General features: G+C 63.9%; 15 protein-coding genes. 10 read left to right on the top strand and 5 right to left on the bottom strand.

Annotated elements, in window-relative coordinates; translation table 11 throughout:
• Positions 1-55: 55 nt before the first annotated feature.
• Positions 56-2,251 carry an excinuclease ABC subunit UvrB gene (uvrB, locus tag A3736_RS13370; RefSeq protein ID WP_067683894.1) on the bottom strand — a complete coding sequence of 732 codons (2,196 nt, stop codon included), beginning with the start codon at positions 2,249-2,251 and terminating at the stop codon, positions 56-58.
• 136 nt (positions 2,252-2,387) lie between these two features.
• Here uvrB and A3736_RS13365 point away from each other — a divergent pair, with 136 nt between their 5' ends.
• The 5 genes from A3736_RS13365 (at position 2,388) to A3736_RS13345 (ending at position 7,215) form a co-directional block, all read left to right on the top strand.
• On the top strand, positions 2,388-3,170 hold the full coding sequence (locus A3736_RS13365) for a triacylglycerol lipase (protein ID WP_156502126.1): 783 nt from the start codon (positions 2,388-2,390) through the stop codon (positions 3,168-3,170).
• A 112-nt stretch (positions 3,171-3,282) separates the two neighbouring features.
• A complete protein-coding gene (locus tag A3736_RS13360; RefSeq protein WP_369815453.1) occupies positions 3,283-4,680 on the top strand; it encodes a circularly permuted type 2 ATP-grasp protein in 1,398 nt (465 codons plus the stop codon).
• Positions 4,680-5,624 (top strand): alpha-E domain-containing protein, encoded by a 945-nt coding sequence (locus A3736_RS13355; protein ID WP_067683888.1) that lies wholly within the window; start codon positions 4,680-4,682, stop codon positions 5,622-5,624. Before A3736_RS13360 ends, A3736_RS13355 begins: the two co-directional genes overlap by 1 nt.
• Positions 5,624-6,439, top strand: coding sequence for a transglutaminase family protein (locus A3736_RS13350; protein WP_067683884.1), 816 nt, complete (start codon positions 5,624-5,626; stop codon positions 6,437-6,439). The genes A3736_RS13355 and A3736_RS13350 overlap by 1 nt, the downstream gene beginning before the upstream one ends.
• Before the next feature lie 23 nt (positions 6,440-6,462).
• A complete protein-coding gene (locus tag A3736_RS13345) occupies positions 6,463-7,215 on the top strand; it encodes a proteasome-type protease (protein ID WP_067683882.1) in 753 nt (250 codons plus the stop codon).
• A gap of 1 nt (position 7,216) precedes the next feature.
• On the opposite strand, the gene A3736_RS13340 is transcribed toward A3736_RS13345, so the two are convergent.
• The 3 genes from A3736_RS13340 to putP all read right to left on the bottom strand — a co-directional run bounded on the left by A3736_RS13340 (position 7,217) and on the right by putP (position 11,217).
• The gene (locus tag A3736_RS13340; RefSeq protein WP_067683879.1) at positions 7,217-7,891 is read right to left on the bottom strand and encodes an extensin family protein; all 675 of its coding nucleotides are present in this window, start codon (positions 7,889-7,891) and stop codon (positions 7,217-7,219) included.
• Between the two features lie 65 nt (positions 7,892-7,956).
• Positions 7,957-9,726: a gamma-glutamyltransferase gene (ggt, locus tag A3736_RS13335; protein WP_067683876.1), complete on the bottom strand. Its 1,770-nt coding sequence runs from the start codon at positions 9,724-9,726 to the stop codon at positions 7,957-7,959.
• A 15-nt stretch (positions 9,727-9,741) separates the two neighbouring features.
• Positions 9,742-11,217, bottom strand: coding sequence for a sodium/proline symporter PutP (gene putP, locus A3736_RS13330; RefSeq protein WP_067683953.1), 1,476 nt, complete (start codon positions 11,215-11,217; stop codon positions 9,742-9,744).
• Between the two features lie 304 nt (positions 11,218-11,521).
• Between putP and A3736_RS13325 the strand changes: the two genes are divergently transcribed.
• From A3736_RS13325 to A3736_RS13310, 4 genes are all read left to right on the top strand, one after another.
• Entirely contained in the window at positions 11,522-13,861 is a 2,340-nt protein-coding gene (locus tag A3736_RS13325; RefSeq protein ID WP_067683873.1) for a TonB-dependent receptor, read from the top strand.
• A 69-nt stretch (positions 13,862-13,930) separates the two neighbouring features.
• The gene (locus A3736_RS13320) at positions 13,931-14,680 is read left to right on the top strand and encodes a hypothetical protein (RefSeq protein ID WP_067683870.1); all 750 of its coding nucleotides are present in this window, start codon (positions 13,931-13,933) and stop codon (positions 14,678-14,680) included.
• A gap of 82 nt (positions 14,681-14,762) precedes the next feature.
• Positions 14,763-15,551 carry an SDR family NAD(P)-dependent oxidoreductase gene (locus A3736_RS13315; RefSeq protein ID WP_067683867.1) on the top strand — a complete coding sequence of 263 codons (789 nt, stop codon included), beginning with the start codon at positions 14,763-14,765 and terminating at the stop codon, positions 15,549-15,551.
• A gap of 2 nt (positions 15,552-15,553) precedes the next feature.
• On the top strand, positions 15,554-16,096 hold the full coding sequence (locus tag A3736_RS13310; protein WP_067683864.1) for a hypothetical protein: 543 nt from the start codon (positions 15,554-15,556) through the stop codon (positions 16,094-16,096).
• 21 nt (positions 16,097-16,117) lie between these two features.
• Here A3736_RS13310 and typA read toward each other — a convergent pair whose 3' ends face one another.
• A complete protein-coding gene (gene typA, locus A3736_RS13305) occupies positions 16,118-17,947 on the bottom strand; it encodes a translational GTPase TypA (RefSeq protein WP_067683860.1) in 1,830 nt (609 codons plus the stop codon).
• A gap of 304 nt (positions 17,948-18,251) precedes the next feature.
• Here typA and A3736_RS18050 point away from each other — a divergent pair.
• The coding region (locus tag A3736_RS18050) for a TonB-dependent receptor plug domain-containing protein (RefSeq protein WP_156502125.1) at positions 18,252-18,634 on the top strand (383 nt) is incomplete at its 3' end.

Below are 18,634 nucleotides of genomic sequence, written 5' to 3'. Positions count from 1 at the left end.
CAAGCGTCTGTTTTTATGCAATAAGTTATCCACAGATATGGATGGCGTCGCACAGCTACGGCTTGCCGCCCATCTTCTTGTAGCGCGTCTTGCCGTACCGCGTCTTGCGCGTGCCCGGCTTGCCTTCGTTGCTGCGACCGACCAGCGGCGCTTTCTTGTCCTGTTCTCCAAGGCCGAGTTCGTCGTTTTCGAGGCGGCGGATCTCGTCGCGGAGGCGACCCGCCTCTTCGAATTCGAGATCGGCGGCGGCATTGCGCATGCGCTTCTCCAGATCCTCGATATAGGCGCGCAGATTGTGACCGACCAGGTTGTTGCGCTCGTCGTCCCCGGTGTCGACGGTGACGCCGTCGCCCGCCGCAGTGTGCGCGACGATGTCGGCGATCTGGCGCTTGATCGTCTGCGGGGTGATCCCGTGTTCCTCGTTATATTCGCGCTGCTTCTCGCGGCGGCGGCCGGTTTCGGCCATCGCGCGTTCCATCGATCCGGTGATCCGGTCGGCATAGAGGATCACGTGTCCGTCCACATTGCGGGCGGCGCGGCCGATTGTCTGGATCAGCGAGGTTTCGGAGCGCAGGAAGCCTTCCTTGTCCGCATCGAGAATGCAGACGAGGCCGCATTCGGGAATATCGAGCCCTTCGCGCAAGAGATTGATGCCGACCAGCACATCGTAAACGCCCAGTCTCAGGTCGCGGATCAGTTCGATGCGTTCGAGCGTCTCGACGTCGGAGTGCATGTAGCGGACCCTGACGCCCGCTTCGTGCATGAACTCGGTCAGATCTTCGGCCATGCGCTTGGTGAGCGTGGTCACCAGCGTGCGATAGCCCTGCGCGGCGGTCTTCTTGCACTCCTCGATGCAGTCCTGCACCTGATCTTCGACGGGGCGGATATTGACCGGCGGGTCGATCAGGCCGGTGGGGCGGATGACCTGTTCGGCGAAGACGCCGCCGGTCTGTTCCATCTCCCAGCTTCCCGGCGTGGCCGAAACGCAAAAGGTCTGCGGGCGCATCGCGTCCCATTCGTTGAACCGCAGAGGGCGGTTGTCGATACAGCTCGGCAGGCGGAAGCCGTATTCGGCCAGCGTGATCTTGCGGCGATGGTCCCCGCGCGCCATCGCGCCGACCTGGGGCACGGTCTGGTGGCTTTCATCGACGAAAAGAAGCGCATTTTCGGGCAAATATTCGAACAGGGTTGGCGGCGGTTCGCCGGGAAGCCGACCGGTCAGGAAGCGGGAGTAATTCTCGATCCCCGCGCAGCTGCCGGTGGCCGCGATCATTTCGAGGTCGAAATTGGTGCGCTGTTCCAGCCGCTGGGCTTCGAGCAGGCGGCCTTCCTCGTTCAATTCCTTCAGCCGCTCGGTCAGTTCGAAGCGGATCGCTTCGGCGGCCTGTTTCATTGTCGGGCCGGGGGTAACGTAGTGCGAATTGGCATAGACGCGCACCTTGTCGAGGATCTGCCCCTTCTTGCCGGTCAGCGGGTCGAATTCCGCGATCTCCTCGATATCGTCGCCGAAGAAGCTGATCCGCCAGGCGGTGTCCTCAAGGTGGCTGGGGAAGAGTTCGAGATTGTCGCCCCGCACCCGGAAATTGCCGCGCGCGAAGCCTGCATCGTTGCGCTTGTATTGCAGCGCGACGAGCTTGCGGATCAGCTCGCGCTGGTCGACCGTCTCGTCCTTCTTGATGTCGAAGATCATCGCCGAATAGGTTTCGACCGAGCCGATACCGTAGAGGCAGCTGACAGAGGCGACGATGATGACGTCGTCGCGCTCCAGAAGCGCACGCGTGGCCGAATGGCGCATCCGGTCGATCGCCTCGTTCACCGAGCTTTCCTTCTCGATATAGGTGTCCGAGCGGGGAACGTAGGCTTCGGGCTGATAATAGTCGTAATAGCTGACGAAATATTCGACTGCGTTGTTGGGGAAGAAGCTCTTGAATTCCCCGTAAAGCTGCGCGGCGAGGATCTTGTTGGGGGCCAGGATCAGCGCCGGGCGCTGCAATTCCTCGATCACCTTGGCCATGGTGAAGGTCTTGCCCGAGCCGGTCACGCCGAGCAGCACCTGGGTCTGTTCGCCCTCCTTCGCGCTTTCGGTCAATTCGGCGATCGCCGTCGGCTGGTCGCCTGCGGGGGTATAGTCGCTCACCAGTTCGAAGCGCTTGCCGCCCATGGATTTCTCCGGGCGGTTGGGCTTGTGGGGCACGAATTGCCCGGTGGTGTCGGGCTCTTCCAGCCCCCTGCGGATAACGAGTTCGGCCATGCGCGCACATATGGGGAACGCGAGGGCACGAGGCAACGGGCGGAGGCGCTTTGGCTTGCGTTACGGTTTCGTGACACGACGAAGACGCATGCGCTTTCGGGATCGGATCGGCGGGGGTCCGCGTTATGAAGCCATGATGGCAACGTTACCGTTCAAAGACATTCCGCTGCGCGAAGCCGCGCTCCAGCACAAGGCGGAGCTGGCGCGGCGCTGGGCGCTGGCGAGCGAGCCGTGCGCGGAAGAGGTATCGACCCCGCCGACCAAGCTGCTGCTGGGCGAGCTGGGCTGGGTGGCCGAACCCCTGAAGCGCCTGTTCCGGCCCGCGCTCGACATCCCGCAGGCCCGCCATCCGCAGACGGTGATGCTGCTGCCCGGCTTCGGCGCGCACCCCATCCGCATGCGCTACATGGCGCGGCAGCTCGAAAAGGCGGGGCACACGGCGAAACGATGGGGCGTGGGATATAATTTCGGCGCCACCGAAGACCGCTTCCGCAAGGTGGAAAATCGCCTGATCGACCTTTTCGATCGCAAGGGCGAGCCGGTCGTCCTCGTCGGCTGGAGCCTCGGCGGGGTCATGGCGCGTGAAATCGCAAAGCTGCATCCCGAAAAGGTTTCCAAGATCATCACCATGGGTTCGCCTTTTTCGGGCAGCCCGCGCGCCAACAATGGCTGGCGCGCCTATCAGGCGATTGCCGGGCACCGGGTGGACGAGCCCGAATTCGACGCCATTCCGGCCGAAAAGCCTCCGGTGGAAACGATTGCGCTGTGGAGCCCGCGCGACGGCGTCGTCAGCCCGCGCAGCGCCTGTGGCCGCCCCGGAGAGCGCGATCGGACGGTGTGCCTGCGCTGTACCCATATGGGCTTCGTGAACACGCCAGAGGCGATCGAAGCGGTATTACGGGAACTGGACGCGCGTTGATCCTTTGTTAAGGTGACGGGGCGTTGCACCGCACCATTCTTATCGAACCTGCCGATTCCGGCAGGGCGAGACATATCGGGGGACCATGGCCGCTAGCGACCAATTCGATGAAATGCACATGCCAGACGGCTCCGTGCGCGAGGCTTATGGCGGCTATCAGGATTGGTTCGCGGAACAGGACGGGTCGTTTCTCAAGCGCAAGCACCGCGATGCCGAACACGCTTTCCGCCGCACCGGCATCACCTTCAACGTCTATGGCGAGGACGAGGCCGAAGAGCGGCTGATCCCCTTCGACATGGTGCCGCGCATCATTTCCGCCGGCGAATGGCGCCGGTTGACGCGCGGGATCGAACAGCGCGTGTCGGCCCTCAACGCCTTCATGCACGATCTCTATCACCGGCAGGAGATCATCCGCGCGGGCCGCGTGCCCGAACGCCTGTTTCGCAATAATGCCGCCTGGCTCCCCAACATGGTCGGCTTCACGCCGCCGGGCGGGGTCTATACGCATATCGTCGGCATCGATCTGGTGCGGACCGGGCCGGACGAATTCTTCGTGCTGGAAGACAATGCGCGCACGCCCAGCGGCGTCTCCTACATGCTCGAAAATCGCGAAACGATGATGAACATGTTCCCTGAACTGTTCATGCGCGTACCGGTGGAATCGGTTTCCAACTATCCGCGCCGCCTCGCCCGCAGCCTGGCGGCCTGTGCGCCAGATTGTACCGAAGGCAAGCCGGTGATCGCCGTGCTGACGCCGGGCATCTACAATTCCGCCTATTTCGAACACGCCTTCCTGGCCGATCAGATGGGTGCCGAACTGGTCGAGGGCAGCGATCTGCGTGTCGTCGGCGGGCGCGTACAGATGCGCACCACCGGCGGCTACAAGCCGGTCGACGTGATCTATCGCCGGGTCGACGATGAATTTCTCGATCCGCTGACCTTCAATCCGGACAGCGTTCTGGGCGTTCCGGGCATCATGGACGTCTATCGCGCGGGCCGAATCACCATCGCCAATGCGCCCGGCACCGGCGTGTGCGACGACAAGGCGATCTACAGTTTCATGCCGGAAATCGTGGAGTTCTACACTGGCGAGAAACCGCTGCTTCCCAATGTCGAAACGTGGCGCTGCGCCGAAGAGGACAGTCTGAAGTACGTGCTCGACAATCTCGAAGAGTTGGTGGTCAAGGAAGTCCACGGCTCGGGCGGATACGGGATGCTGATCGGCCCGACGGCATCCAAGCGCGAGATCGCCGCTTTTCGCGACAAGCTGAAGGAGAGGCCGGAAAACTACATCGCGCAGCCGACGCTGTCGCTGTCGACCTGCCCGATCTTCACCAAGCAGGGCCTCGCGCCGCGCCATGTAGACCTGCGACCCTTCGTGCTCGTTTCGCCCGACAATGTGGACATCACACCGGGCGGGCTGACGCGCGTGGCGCTTCAGAAAGGGTCTTTGGTGGTCAATTCCAGCCAGGGTGGCGGAACCAAGGATACGTGGGTGTTGAAGGACTGATGTTAGCCCGGACAGCCAATTCGCTCTTCTGGATGTTCCGCTATCTTGAGCGGGCCGAGAATACGGCGCGCCTGCTCGATACGGGCGTTCGCATGGCCCTGACGCGCGACGTCGTCAGCGCGGAAGAGGAATGGCGCTCCGTCATCCTCACCGCCGGACAGCAGCCGGGCTACGAAGCCAAGCACGCCAGCTATACCGGCATGCAGGCGTGGAATTACGTTCTGCGCGACAAGGACAATCCCGCCAGCGTGCTCGCCATGCTCGGCAATGTGCGGTCCAATGCGCGCCAGTCGCGCAACGTCATCACCGGCGAGGTCTGGGAAGCGATCAACGACAGCTGGTTGCAGATCAGCGAGATGCTGGCCCGCCCGGTGGGCGAACAGCGGGTGGGCGACGTTCTGGCGGCGGTACGGCGCGCGGGCACTCTGACCCATGGCGCGGTGATCGGCACCATGCTGCGCGACGAAAGCTTCCATTTTGCCCGTGCGGGCACGTTTATCGAGCGGTCGGACAGCATCGCGCGCATCCTCGACATGAAATATTACCTGCTGCTGCCCTCGCTCTCCTATGTGGGCTCCAGCCTCGATACCGGGCAGTGGGATACGGTCCTGCGCGCCGTGTCGGGCGATCGCGCCTATCGCTGGCTCAACGCAGGGCAGGTCGATGCGCGGGGCATCGTCGAATTTCTGGTGCTGGACGAGCGTTTCCCGCGCAGCCTCTCCTACTGCCAGACGGCCCTGCGCGAAAATCTCGCGGCGCTCGCCCGGATGCGCGGGTGCGAAGGGCAGAGCAACCGCTTGATGCGCAGCGCCGACATATCCTTGAGCGAACGCACTATCGATTCGATCTTCGATCAGGGGCTGCACGAATTCCTGCGCCAGTTCATGGCGTCGAACGCGACGATCGGCGCGGCCATTTCCGAAGATTACAGGTTCCTGTCCTGATGCGCCTCTCCATCCGCCACACCACCCGCTATCGCTTCTCCGAACCGGTTGTCCACGCGCTGCAGCGCCTGCGCCTGACGCCCAAGGAAACGCAGGGTCAGGAAATCGTGTCCTGGGAGATGGAGTACGATAACGCAGCGCCCGAACTGACTTACGAAGATCAGCACCACAACACGACGACGCTGGTTTCTGTCGTTAGCGAGGCGTCGATCGTCACGATCACCTGCCGGGGGGAAGTCAACACCAGCGACCATGCCGGCGTGATCGGGCAGCACGCCGGGCACTTGCCGCTATGGAGCTTTTGCAGCCAGAGCGACCTGACCCGGCCCGGCCCCAAGATGCGTGCGCTCGCCGCGGAGTTGCGCGGGCGCGATCTCGGACCTCTCGACATGCTTCATGCTCTGTCGGCCGAGATCCTCGATCGCGTCGAATATCGGATCGGCAGCACCGGGGTCGACACGAAAGGCGAAGAGGCGCTCGGCAAGGGGGCCGGGGTCTGCCAGGACCATGCCCATATCTTCATCGGCGCGGCCCGGATGCTCGACATTCCGGCGCGCTATGTCAGCGGCTATCTGATGATGGACGACCGGGTCGAACAGGACGCGACCCACGCCTGGACCGAGGCCTATGTCGAAGGGCTGGGCTGGGTCGGTTTCGACATTTCCAACGGGATCAGCCCGGATCAGCGCTACGTCCGGGTTGCCACGGGACGCGATTATCGCGATGCCGCTCCGGTCACCGGAATCAGCTTCGGCACGGCGTCGCAGGAGCTTGAGGTGGAAGTCGCGGTCGAACAGCGACAGGTTCAGCAGTAACGCCTGAAGGGCGAGGGATTTCAATGACATATTGTGTAGGCATGATGGTCGACAAGGGCCTCGTGTTGATGAGCGACACGCGCACCAATTCGGGCGTCGACAACATTTCGGTGTTCCGGAAAATGTTCTCCTGGCGGGTCGAGGGGGAGCGGATCATCACGGTGATGACGGCGGGCAATCTCGCCACGACGCAGGCCGTGGTCAGCCAGCTGGAAGAGCGCACCAAGGCGCCGGACGAGCGGGACAACGTGCTGCTGAAATCGCCGACCATGTTTCAGGTCGCCAGCGAGATCGGACGCCTGCTGCGCCATACGGTCGGCAACCGCCAGCAGGAAAACGGCGATCGCGGGCGGGGACGTTTTACCGCTTCGATCATCGTGGCGGGCCAGATAGCAGGCATGGAGCCGCGCCTGTTCCTGGTCTATCCCGAAGGCAATTTCATCGAAGCGAGCGCGGACACACCCTTCTTCCAGATCGGCGAGACGAAATACGGCCGCCCGATCATCCTGCGCGGATACGACCGCGAAATGAGCATGGAAGATGCGGTCAAGCTGCTGATGGTGAGCTTCGATTCGACGCTGAAGGCCAATCTCTCGGTCGGTCTGCCGCTCGATCTGATGGTGATCCCGCGCGACACGTTCGAAGCGACACATACGGACCGGATCGCGCATGACGATCCCTATTTCCAGGCGATCTCGGCGGGCTGGGGCGATGCGCTGAAACACGCGTTTCATTCGCTGCCCGATTACAGTTTCTACCAGCCCGACCCGGAGTAAATCAGCGGCAGAAGCTGCCGCTCCCTTCCTCAAGATGGAAGTGATTGGCGTGCGCCGCGTTGTAATCCGGTCCCAGTACCGTTCCGAAGCGTTTGCAGGCGCTGCGCTGTACGGTCTGCAGAAATTCGCGCTCCTCCGCATCGCCTGCATTCCAATCTTCGAGGACGCTGATCCTGCGCCCGTCGGCAAGCACAAAAGCGGCCACATCGATGGCTTCCGCGCGCGCATGGGCGGAGCGGCGGCCCGTGCCCGCGACATTGCGGCAGGAATAGCTGCCCATCGTTTCGATGCGGATCAGCGAACGGCCCAGGATCTGCCGCGCCGCCCGATCGACGCCGTAGCGCGCCCATCCAGAGAACGTGCGCGCCAGCGGGCAAGTGACAGCGCCCAGATTGGTGACGGCGATATTGGCCGCGTCGCCTGACAACCCCTCGATCCGCACCGTGTTGATGGTGGAACAGCCCGCGCCATAATAGGCATCCGGCTGGACCGTAAAACGCGTCTGATTTTCGGCCAGTTCGGCAAGACAACGCCGCGCTTCGCGTGTCGGTTCGGGCGGGGTGACCGGGCGGCTGATCGGGCCGCTCGGCACCCGCTCCGGCGCGCGTCCGGCGGGAAGGGCATTGCAGGCGGCAAGCAGAACGAGAAGCGGCAGGGCAGCGGCGCGTCGAAACATGCCCTCTGCTATGCCGCAGCTCTGGTTAACGCAGGCCGAAGAGAGCCCGCGTCACCTTCACTCGCTCAATACCCCGAGGCCTGCCCGTCCTTGCGCATCTCGGTCGCTCCGGTGAGAACCCCGGTTTCGGGATCGCGCGCGATCGCCTGATAGCCGCCGAACATGATCCCATTATCGACCACTTCGACCTTGTGGCCCATCCCGCGCAGCCGCTCGATCGTGGCGGCAGGGATGCCCGGCTCGACATAGAGCGTGCCCATCGGATCCTCGATTTCGCCGTCCAGAGTATCGGTCGGCTGGCGGCCGCCATCGTGGTTGAACCGCGCCGCATCGCCCGCTTCCTGCAGGTTCATCCCGTAATCGACGATGTTGACCAGCACCTGGACGTGGCCCTGCGGCTGCATCCCGCCGCCCATCAGGCCGAGCGTCATGTAAGGCGCGCCGTCCTTCTTCACGAAAGCGGGAATGATCGTCTGGAAGGGGCGCTTGCCGGGCTCGTATGCATTGGGATGCGCGGGATCGAGGCTGTAGAGCTCGCCGCGGTCCTGAAACATGAAGCCGAGGCCATCGGGCACCAGCCCGCCGCCCATACCGCGATAGTTCGACTGGATGAGGCTCACCATCATGCCGTCGCCATCGACCACGGTCAGATAGGTGGTGTCGCCTTCGCCCTCCAGCTTGGGCTCGCCGGGGCCGTAGGCGGTGGCTTTCGCCGGATCGATCAGCGCGAACCGCTCGCGCCCGTAGCGCTCGCTCAAGAGGTCCATCGGCGTCGGCGAGAAGTCTGGATCGGCATAGAAGCGTGCGACGTCCTCGTAAGCCAGGCGCTTGGCTTCGGTCATGTAGTGCATGGCTTCCGGGCTGCCGCGCTCCCACTGGGCCAGATCGACATTCTTCAGGATGTTGACCATTTGCAAGGCGGCAAAGCCCTGGCTGTTGGGCGGCAGTTCGCACAGTTCGAATCCGTCGCGATAAATCGCGCAGGCGGGATCGACCCACTCGCTGTCATGCGCGGCGAAATCGGCGCGGGTGAAGGCGCTGCCCTGACGCTGGAGGTAATCCACCATCGTCTCGGTCAGCGCGCCGTCATAGAACGCATCGCGCCCTTCGCGACCGATAGTCTCCAATGTGTTGGCGAGGTCGGGGTTCCTGAACATCTCGCCCGCTTCCGGCGCGCTGCCATCCGCAAACCAGACCTGCCGCGCATTCGAGAAGTCGAAGTCGTCCTCGCGCCGCGAATAGGCGGCGAGGGAGCGTTCCAGATACATGGCGATCACGGGCGCGACCGGATGGCCTTCGCGCGCGTAGCGCACCGTCGGCGCGAGATTGTCCGCCATCGGGCGCTTGCCGAACCGTTCATGCAGCGCGAACCACGCATCGACCGTGCCGGGAATAGTGACGGGGAGGGGGCCGTAAGCGGGTATCGATGTCGCATCGCCGAGCTTTTCCTTCAGCTGGGTGAGCGTCTGCCCGCGCGGGCTGCGGCCCGATCCGTTGAGGCCGTAAAGCTTTTCGGTCTTCGGATCCCAGACGATGGCGAACAGATCGCCACCGATGCCGTTTCCGGTCGGCTCCATCAGACCGAGCGCGGCGTTGGCGGCAATCGCCGCATCGACCGCGCTGCCGCCTGCCTTCAGGGTATCGAGCGCCACTTGGGTCGCCAGCGGATGCGCGGTGGCGGCCATGCCGTTTTCCGCGATCACCGGGCTGCGCGACCAGTTCGCGCCGACCGGGCGCCCGCCGCCGCCGATCTGCTCCTCGATGGGTTTCGCATCCTGCGCCGTGGCGGGGTGGGCGATCAGGGCCAGGATGGCCGCGGCGGTAAGGAAACGCATTGAATTCTCTCCCAATCAGGCGTGAGCTTTGTGGCCTTCCGTTGCCTTGCTGACAAGCACGATCGCCAGCCAAGATGCGATGAAGCCGGGCACGATTTCGTAAAGGCCCTGACCGTTGATGAAATCGCTGTTCCACCCCAGCGCGATCCAGATCCCGACCACGGCGGCACCGGTCAGAAGGCCGGCCACTGCGCCTGCGCCCGTCATCCGGTCCCAGGTCAATGCCAGAATAATCAGCGGGCCGAACGCCGCGCCGAAGCCGGCCCATGCGTTCGAGACGAGGCCGAGAACCTCGCTGTTGGGATCGCGCGCGATGAAGATCGCGGCCACCGCCACCAGCGCCACGCAGATGCGCCCGACATTCACCGCCTCGCGCTCGCTGGCGTGTTTGCGCAGGAACAGGCGGTAGAAATCCTCGGTCAGCGAGCTGGAGGAGACGAGCAGCTGCGAGCTGATCGTGCTCATGATCGCGGCGAGCAGGGCTGCGAACAGGAAGCCGGTGATGAGCGGATGGAAGAGCAGGTCCGACAGGACGATGAAGATCGTCTCCGGATCGTCGAGCACGATGCCGTTGCGCTGCGCATAGGCGCGGCCCGCGATCCCCACGCCGAGCGCGCCGATCAGCGCCACGCCCATCCAGGCGAGCCCGATATTGCGCGCAACCTTGACCTTTTCGACCGTGCTGATCGCCATGAAGCGCACGATGATATGCGGCTGCCCGAAATAGCCCAGCCCCCAGGTCACGGCGCTGACGAAGCCCAGGAAGGTGAGGCCCTGCGTCAGGCTGAGGAAGCCCGGCTGGCTCGCCGCGACCGCCTCGATCGATCCGCCCGCCGTGCCGCCGGGGCCGAACATCACCACAAGCGGCATCAGCACCAGCGCGACCACCATGATGCAGCCTTGCACGAAATCGGTCAGGCTGACGGCCAGGAACCCGCCCACCATCGTATAGGCCAGCACCACCAGCGCGGTGATCCAGATGCCCATCATGTAATCGCTCATCCCGCCCGCAGGCAGAATGTCGGCAAAGGCGGTCTCGAACAGTTTGCCCCCGCCGACGAGGCCCGCCGCGGTATAGACCGTGAAGAAGACGACGATCACGAGGCCGGACACGACGCGCAGCGTCTTCGCCTTGTCGGGAAAACGGTTGGCGAGGAATTCGGGGATGGTCAGCGCATTGCCCATCTCCTCGGTCTGCTGGCGCAGGCGAGGGGCGACGATGATCCAGTTCGCGACCGCACCCACGAACAGGCCGATCCCGATCCACGCTTCGACCAGGCCCGCCGCATAGAGCGCGCCGGGCAGGCCCAGCAGCAGCCATCCGCTCATGTCGGAAGCCCCCGCGCTCAGCGCCGCGACCGCCGGATGAAGATTGCGCCCGGCCAGCATGTATCCCTCGCTGGTATCGGTCGATCGTTTCCAGGCGAACAGGCCGATCCCGATCATCAGGAGGAAATAGAGGGCGAGCGTTATGAGGGTTCCTGTTTGCATGGGGCGATACATACAGACGCGAGAGGCTCTGTCATCCTTGGGCCGGAAATTTGATCGAAGCCAAGCCGGTGGGGTCTGCGCGGCTTATATCTTTACGCTGAGGCTCACCGGATCGAAGCTTCCTGTCCCCGGCGAGCCGTGTCGACGGGTCGCGGATGTGGCCCATCCGACACATCGGCGTGGTGAAAATGACGCCGCCTCACCGATTTTTCGCCAGTTTCATCGAGACGACACGCAACCGACACGGCCCGGTCATGCGCGGATACGAAAGGCCCTCGCGTCTTCCAATGACGGGAAAAAAGCCATGTCGCATCTTACCTCGCTCGTCCGCCTGCTCGTCCTGTCGAGCGCTCTTGTTCCCGTGACGGCCTTGCAGGCACAGGCCGCCGCCCAGCCCGAGCAAGGCGAGGAAGCTGCGGAGGCGAGCGGCAACGAGATCATCGTCACCGCGCAGAAGATCGAACAGCGCGCCGCCGATGTGCCGATCACCATTTCCGCCATGCGCGGCGAGCGGATTCAGGAACTGGGCGTCACCGACCTCGACGAATTGTCGAACTACGTGCCCGGCCTGAACATTCAGGAACAGAGCGCCAACAATCCCGGCGTGGTGATTCGCGGGATCACGTCGGATTCGGGCTCCTCGCAACAGGGGCCGCGCGTGACGCTCTATTACAATGGCGTCGATATCTCGCGCTCGCGCGGGTCGTATCAGGCGATCTACGATCTCGACCGGGTCGAGGTTATCAAGGGCCCGCAGGCGACCTTGTTCGGAACGGCCAGCGCCGTTGGCGCGATCAGCCTCGTCTCCGCGCCTCCGCGCCCCGGTTTCTCGGCCGAAATCACGGGCGGGTACGGTAATTTCGATGCCACTTTGCTCTCAGGCTACGTCAATGCCGGATCGGACGTCCTGGCAGGGCGGATCGCCTTCGAGTGGCGCACGCGCGACGGATATGTCGAAAATCTCGCCGCCTCGCAGGAGGAAGAATTGTACGCGCAGGACAATCTGGGGCTTCGCGGCTCGCTGCGCTTCATGCCTACCGATCGCCTGACCGTCGACCTGATCGGGACGTTCGACCGTCAGCGCAATGGCGGCACACCGTTCATCTCGGGCACTTTCGCTACCACCAATGGCCCCGCCGATCCGTTCGGCCCGGCGCAATTGGGCGGCTCGCCATATTCGCAAGCACATCTGGGCGATGCGCAGCTTGGCCTCGACCGTGAAGTCTATGACGCGAACCTCACTGCCGAATACGAATTCGGCGACAGCTGGACCTTCACCACCGTCAACGGATATCGCGAATTCGACAGCGCCGAAGTATTCGATGCCGATGGCGGGCCTGCGCCCTTCCTCGAATTCGCCGAGATCGCGGACGGCTGGCAGTTCAGCCACGAAGGCCGCTTCAGCTATGTCGATCCGATGTGGCGCGCGGCGTTCGGGTGGAATTTCTTCACCGAGAAGGGGCGCCAGAACGTACCGTTCTCGACCGAGGAAGGCACCTTCCTGCAATGCCTGACCTCGGTGGCGACACCGCGCCCCTTGATCCCCGGTATTCCGTGTGTAGCGCCGGACGGATCGGTGTCGGCCTCTCAGGTCACCGCTCTCGTAACAGGCGGGGCCGCATCGGCGATTCCCTATACCTCGACCTTCGAGAACCGCGGCGAGAATCAGAGCTATTCGGTTTTCGCCGACGTGACCTACATCGCGACCCCCGCGCTTGAACTGACCGCAGGCGCGCGGTTGCTGATCGAACAGCGCAAGTCCGGCTATGTCACCGATGTTCCCAACTCGATCATTACCGGCGCGCCCCTGATCCCGGGGCAGGTCGATACCGACGGCCGCGTGTTCGAGGCCGACCGCAGCTATTCCGTCGTGCTCCCACGCTTCAACGCGCTTTACCGTCTGACCCCGGATCTCAACGTCTTCGCCACCGTCTCGAAGGGACGCCGTTCGCCGGTGGTGCAGTTGAGCGCACGGCGCGCGGGCGGGGCGGTCGTGTCGAACTTGCAGGAAGTGCCCGAGGAAACGGTATGGAATTACGAGGGCGGGCTCAAATTCGCCAGCGGGATCGTGTCGGGATCGCTGGGCGTCTATTACCAGGAATATCAAGGCTTCCAGGTCAGCATCACGCAGCCCGACGGTACCACGGTTACGCGGAGCGCGGGCAGCGCCAGCAATCTCGGCGTCGAAGGGGAACTCGCGGTAAACCCGACCGACTGGCTCAATGTGTTCGGCAATGTCGGCTATATCGACGGGGGGATCGACGACAAGCCGGAGAACGGCGTCTTCGCGGGCGATCGCTTCCGTCTCCAGCCGGAATGGCAGGCGGCGGGCGGCTTTACCTTGGATGCGCCAATCGGCAACGGGATGCGCGTCTTCGCGACGCCCAGCGTGACCTATCGCAGCCGCATCTTCTTCGAAGTGCCGAACAGCCCGCTGATTTCGCAGGAAGGCGTGACGCTGGTGAATGCGCGCGCAGGCGTGAGCTTCGCCGACGACAGCTTCGAGATCGCCGGGTTTATCCGCAATGCCTTCGACGAGGACTATCTGCTCGATGCCGGCAATACTGGCGGCGCCTTCGGGATCCCGACTTTCATTCCCGCCGAACCGCGTCTTTATGGGGTGAGCGCAACCGCCCGTTTCTAACATCGTCACCGGGGCGGTTTGTAGAGCCGCCCCTTTCGGCCCTGGGCGAGGCGCGCTAGGCATCGCGGGATGCCCGCGATCGAACCCGTCACCGCGCTGATGGCGCTTGGCTTTTGCGCGGTGCACCTGTTCGTCGGGAAACTGCGCTTCCTCGATGTCGAGCCGCGCAGCCGCTGGCTGAGCTTTGCGGGCGGGGTGGCGGTCGCCTATGTGTTCCTGCACATCCTGCCCGAACTGGGCGCGCATGGAGCGACGTTTCAGCGCGCCATGGGCCTAGCGCGCGGAGCGGCGGAGGCTTGGGTCTATACGATGTCGCTGGCAGGGCTCGCGCTGTTCTACGGGATCGAGCGGGCGCTGGTCGTCTCGCGCGGGGGCCGCGATCGTACCAACAAACGACCCGGCAGCGGCATCTTCTGGCTGCACATCGCGGCGAGCGGCTTGCTCATCTTTATCGTCGCCTATCTTCTCAACCACCGCGAGGACGAGACGGCGGGCGGGTTGATCCTGTTCTTCGTCGCGCTGCTGCTCCACTTCGTCACGGCCGATTTCGCCAGCCGCGCCGATCATCCCGAAATTTACGACCATGCAGGTCGCTGGGCGCTGGTGGGCGCCACGTTGGCGGGGTGGATCACCGGCCTGTTGGTGGAGCTGCCCGAAATCGCCATCGGCTGTCTGTTCGCTTTCGTCGGCGGGGCGATGGTCCTTGTGATATTGAAGGAAGAACTGCCGGAGGAGCGGGAGAGCAAGTTCTGGCCGTTCCTGCTTGGCGCGACGCTGTATGCAGGGCTGGTGCTGGCGGAATTCTATCTGACCGGGTGAAAAGACCGGTAGAGGTATCGGACCTTCCAGCGGACAGAAGGGTTGAAGGGGTGAACCCTTCATTCTTCAAAGGCCCGACTCCATGAACCGTTTTTCCGAAACCACCGTCCTCGTCACAGGCTCGTCTTCCGGCATCGGTGCCGCGATCGCGCGCCGGTTTTCCGCAGAAGGGGCGAATGTCGTCCTGAATTCCCGCACGCGCGAGGATATTGAAAAGGTCGCGAAGAATCTGCCTGACGATCGCACTCTGATCGTCGAAGGCGCGATCGGCGGCGCGGATTTTGCGAAGGAGATCGTCGGGAAGACCGTCGAACGCTTCGGTGGGCTCGACGTGCTGGTGAACAATGCCGGCATCGCCGCCGCAGGTCCCCTGGCCGAGGCGGACGAGGACGATATCGAGAGCGTGATCGATATCAACGTGAAGGGCATGCTCTATATGTGCCGCGCGGCCATCCCCGAACTGGTGAAGAGCCAGAGTGCGGGTGGTGCTTCGATTATCAACACCTCCAGCGTGTCGGGCAGCGGCGGCGACTGGACCATGCCGATCTACAACGCATCGAAAGGCGCGGTGACCAATCTGACTCGCGGTCTTGCTCTCCAATTGGGCGCGCAGGGCATCCGCGTGAACGCCGTCCTGCCTTCGCTGACCCGGACCGATATGAGCGAGGGCATTCGCGACAATAAGAACCTGATGGACGCGTTTCTGCGCCGCATTCCCTTGGGCCGCGTCGGCGAGCCGGAAGATGTGGGGAGCGTCGTCGCCTTTCTGGCGAGCGAGGATGCGCGGTTCGTGACGGGGGCGAACCTGCCGGTCGATGGCGGGGTCAGCGCGTCGAACGGACAGCCGAATTTCATGGCGCTCGGCGACTGACTTTGGGCCATCGACCTATCATCGCGCCGCCGCTTCGCCTCGGCTCGCTCGCCGCACTTGTTTTGCTAGCGGCGTGTTCGAACGATCCGCCGGACTCGCAGAACGACCGGAACTCCGGAGAGGTCGTTACGCGCACCGAACCGGGCGAGGTCGCTCCGCCTGACCCGTCCAGCTCTGCGGAATCGGAGCGTACCGAAAGCCCGGCTCCGCAAACAGAAGATGAGAGGAGCGTTGCCGGGGCTTCCGTGCAGGACACGATACCGGCGCGTTTCCACGGGCTTTGGTCGGAAGATCTCGACCATTGCCGCGTGCCCGGACACCAGCGCTACGACATCGGAGCGAGCCGCATCGGCTTTTTCGAAAGCACCGGCATCGTGCGCACGGTGCGGGTTCGCGGCGACTACGCCGCCGCGACCGTCTTCGAACAATATGGCGACGGCCCGGGCACCCGATACGCCTTTTATATGGCGCTTGAAGGTCCGGACCGGATGCGGGCGCGCTACGATACCAGGGACGGATTCGTGCTGCGCCGCTGCCCGGACTGATCGGACCCCGGCGGGCGGACCTCAGCCGTCCTTGCGCTTGGCCTTCTTGCGCTCGTGCGGATCCAGGATCGCCTTGCGCAGGCGAATGGTCTGCGGCGTCACTTCGACCATCTCGTCATCGTCGATATAGGCGATGGCCTGTTCCAGCGTCATCACGCGCGGGGGCGTCAGGCGGATCGCATCGTCCTTGCCGGTCGAACGGAAGTTGGTGAGCTGCTTGGACTTCAGCGGGTTGACTTCGAGGTCCTGCGGCTTGGCATTCTCGCCGATCACCATGCCTTCATAGATCTTTGCGCCGCCGCTAATGAACAGCTCGCCGCGATCTTCCAGCGCGTACAGGGCGTAACCGGTCGCCTCGCCCGCCACCATCGAGATCAGCACGCCGTTCTGGCGGCCTTCGATGGGGCCTTTATGCGCGTCGTATTTCTCGAACAGGCGGTTCATGATGCCGGTGCCGCGCGTGTCGGACAGGAATTCGCCGTGATAGCCGATCAGGCCGCGGCTGGGGGCGGAGAAGGTCACGCGCGTCTTGCCCGCGCCGGAGGGGCGCATGTCGGTCAGCTCGGCCTTGCGGCGCTGCATCTTTTCCACGACCGTGCCGGAATGCTCGTCGTCCACGTCGATGACGACCGTTTCGAACGGCTCCATGCGCTGACCGTTTTCTTCACGGAACAGGACGCGCGGGCGCGAAATGCCCAGCTCGAAGCCTTCGCGGCGCATCGTTTCGATGAGGACGCCGAGCTGCAATTCGCCGCGCCCGGCGACTTCGAAGCTGTCCTTGTCGGCGCTTTCGGTAACGCGGATGGCGACATTGGTTTCCGCCTCGCGCATCAGGCGATCGCGGATCATGCGGCTGGTGACCTTCGATCCCTCGCGGCCCGCCAGCGGACTGTCATTGACCGAGAAGCGCATTGCCAGCGTGGGCGGATCGATCGGCTGGGCGGCAATCGGTTCGGTCACGGCCGGATCCGCGATGGTGTTCGACACGGTCGCCTTTTCGAGGCCCGCCATGGCGATGATGTCGCCCGCCTGCGCGCTTTCGACCGGCACGCGGTCGAGCCCGTCGAAGCTCATCAGCTTGGTCGCGCGGCCGACTTCGACCACGTTGCCGTCGGCATCCAAAGCGCGGATCGGATCGTTGATCTTGACCGTGCCGGACTGGACCCGGCCCGTCAGGACGCGGCCCATGAAATTGTCGCGGTCGAGCAGGGTGGCGAGGAAGCTGAACGGCCCGCTGGTGTCGAGGCCGGGGGACGGGACATGGTCCACGATCAGCTTGAACAGCGGTTCGAGATCGCCCGAGCGCGCGGTCGCATCGGGGCTGGCATAGCCATCGCGACCCGAGGCCCAGAGCGAGGGGAAGTCGAGCTGCTCGTCATTCGCATCGAGGCTGAGGAACAGCTCGAAACATTCGTCCAGCACTTCGTCGGGGCGGGCATCGCTGCGGTCGATCTTGTTTACGACGACGATCGGCTTGAGGCCTAGCGCCAGCGCCTTGCCGGTGACGAACTTGGTCTGCGGCATCGGGCCTTCCGCAGCGTCGACCAGCAAGATCACGCCGTCGACCATGCTCAGGATACGCTCCACCTCGGCGCCGAAATCGGCGTGGCCGGGGGTGTCGACGATGTTGATACGCGTCGTCTTGCCTTCGTGCTCCCATTCCACGCTGGTGCACTTGGCGAGGATGGTGATCCCGCGTTCCTTTTCCAGATCGCCCGAATCCATCGCGCGTTCTTCCACGCGCTGGTTTTCGCGGAAGGTGCCGGACTGGCGGAACAGCTGGTCGACCAGCGTGGTCTTGCCGTGGTCGACGTGGGCGATAATGGCGACATTGCGCAGGTCGCGGGACATGGGCGGGGTGCTTTCGTGAGGATCGGAAAAAGGGGGAACGGGCGAGCGAACACCCTGTCCGCGCGGCCCCTAGCCGACTTGCTGCAATGCGGCAAGCTCACAGACGGCTTCACACCCTCGCCAAGCCGTAGCGGAAGGTGTGGCGGGCGCGCAACACGGATCGAAGCTCGTCGAAATGGCGGGATCGCGCTTGTTCCGGGTGCCTGCGCCACGTAAAGGGCGGCGGTGCAAGCGCGGCTCTACCGCGCGCATAGGAGAGAAAAGCGGTTCGAACGATACCGCTTTGAAGAAGAGAGGTTTTTTCATGAATTTTTCGCGTTCGTTTTCGCGTGGCGTTTCCGCCGGCCTGTTTGCCGGTGTCGCCGCGATCGCCCTCATGCCCAGCGCCGTCGCCGCGCAGGCGATCGAGGAAGATACGACGACGCTCGACAATGATGCCGACCTGACGGATGGCGAGCCCGATGTGGCCCCCGCCGCCGATAACGACGTTATCATCGTCACCGCGACCAAGCGTGCCCAGACCCTTCAGGAAACGCCCGTCTCGGTCAGCGTTACCACGGGCGAGACGCTCGAACGCGCGGAAATCCGCGACCTGCTCGACCTGCAGACGGTCGCACCGTCGCTGCGCGTCAGCCAGCTGCAGAGCTCGGCCAACACCACCTTCTTCATCCGCGGCTTCGGCAACGG

The organism is Erythrobacter sp. HI0063, from assembly GCF_001635685.1.
Classification (GTDB): domain Bacteria; phylum Pseudomonadota; class Alphaproteobacteria; order Sphingomonadales; family Sphingomonadaceae; genus Qipengyuania.
The sequence above is the reverse complement of the archived record's forward strand: the minus strand, read 5'-3'. Positions and strand labels throughout refer to the sequence as shown.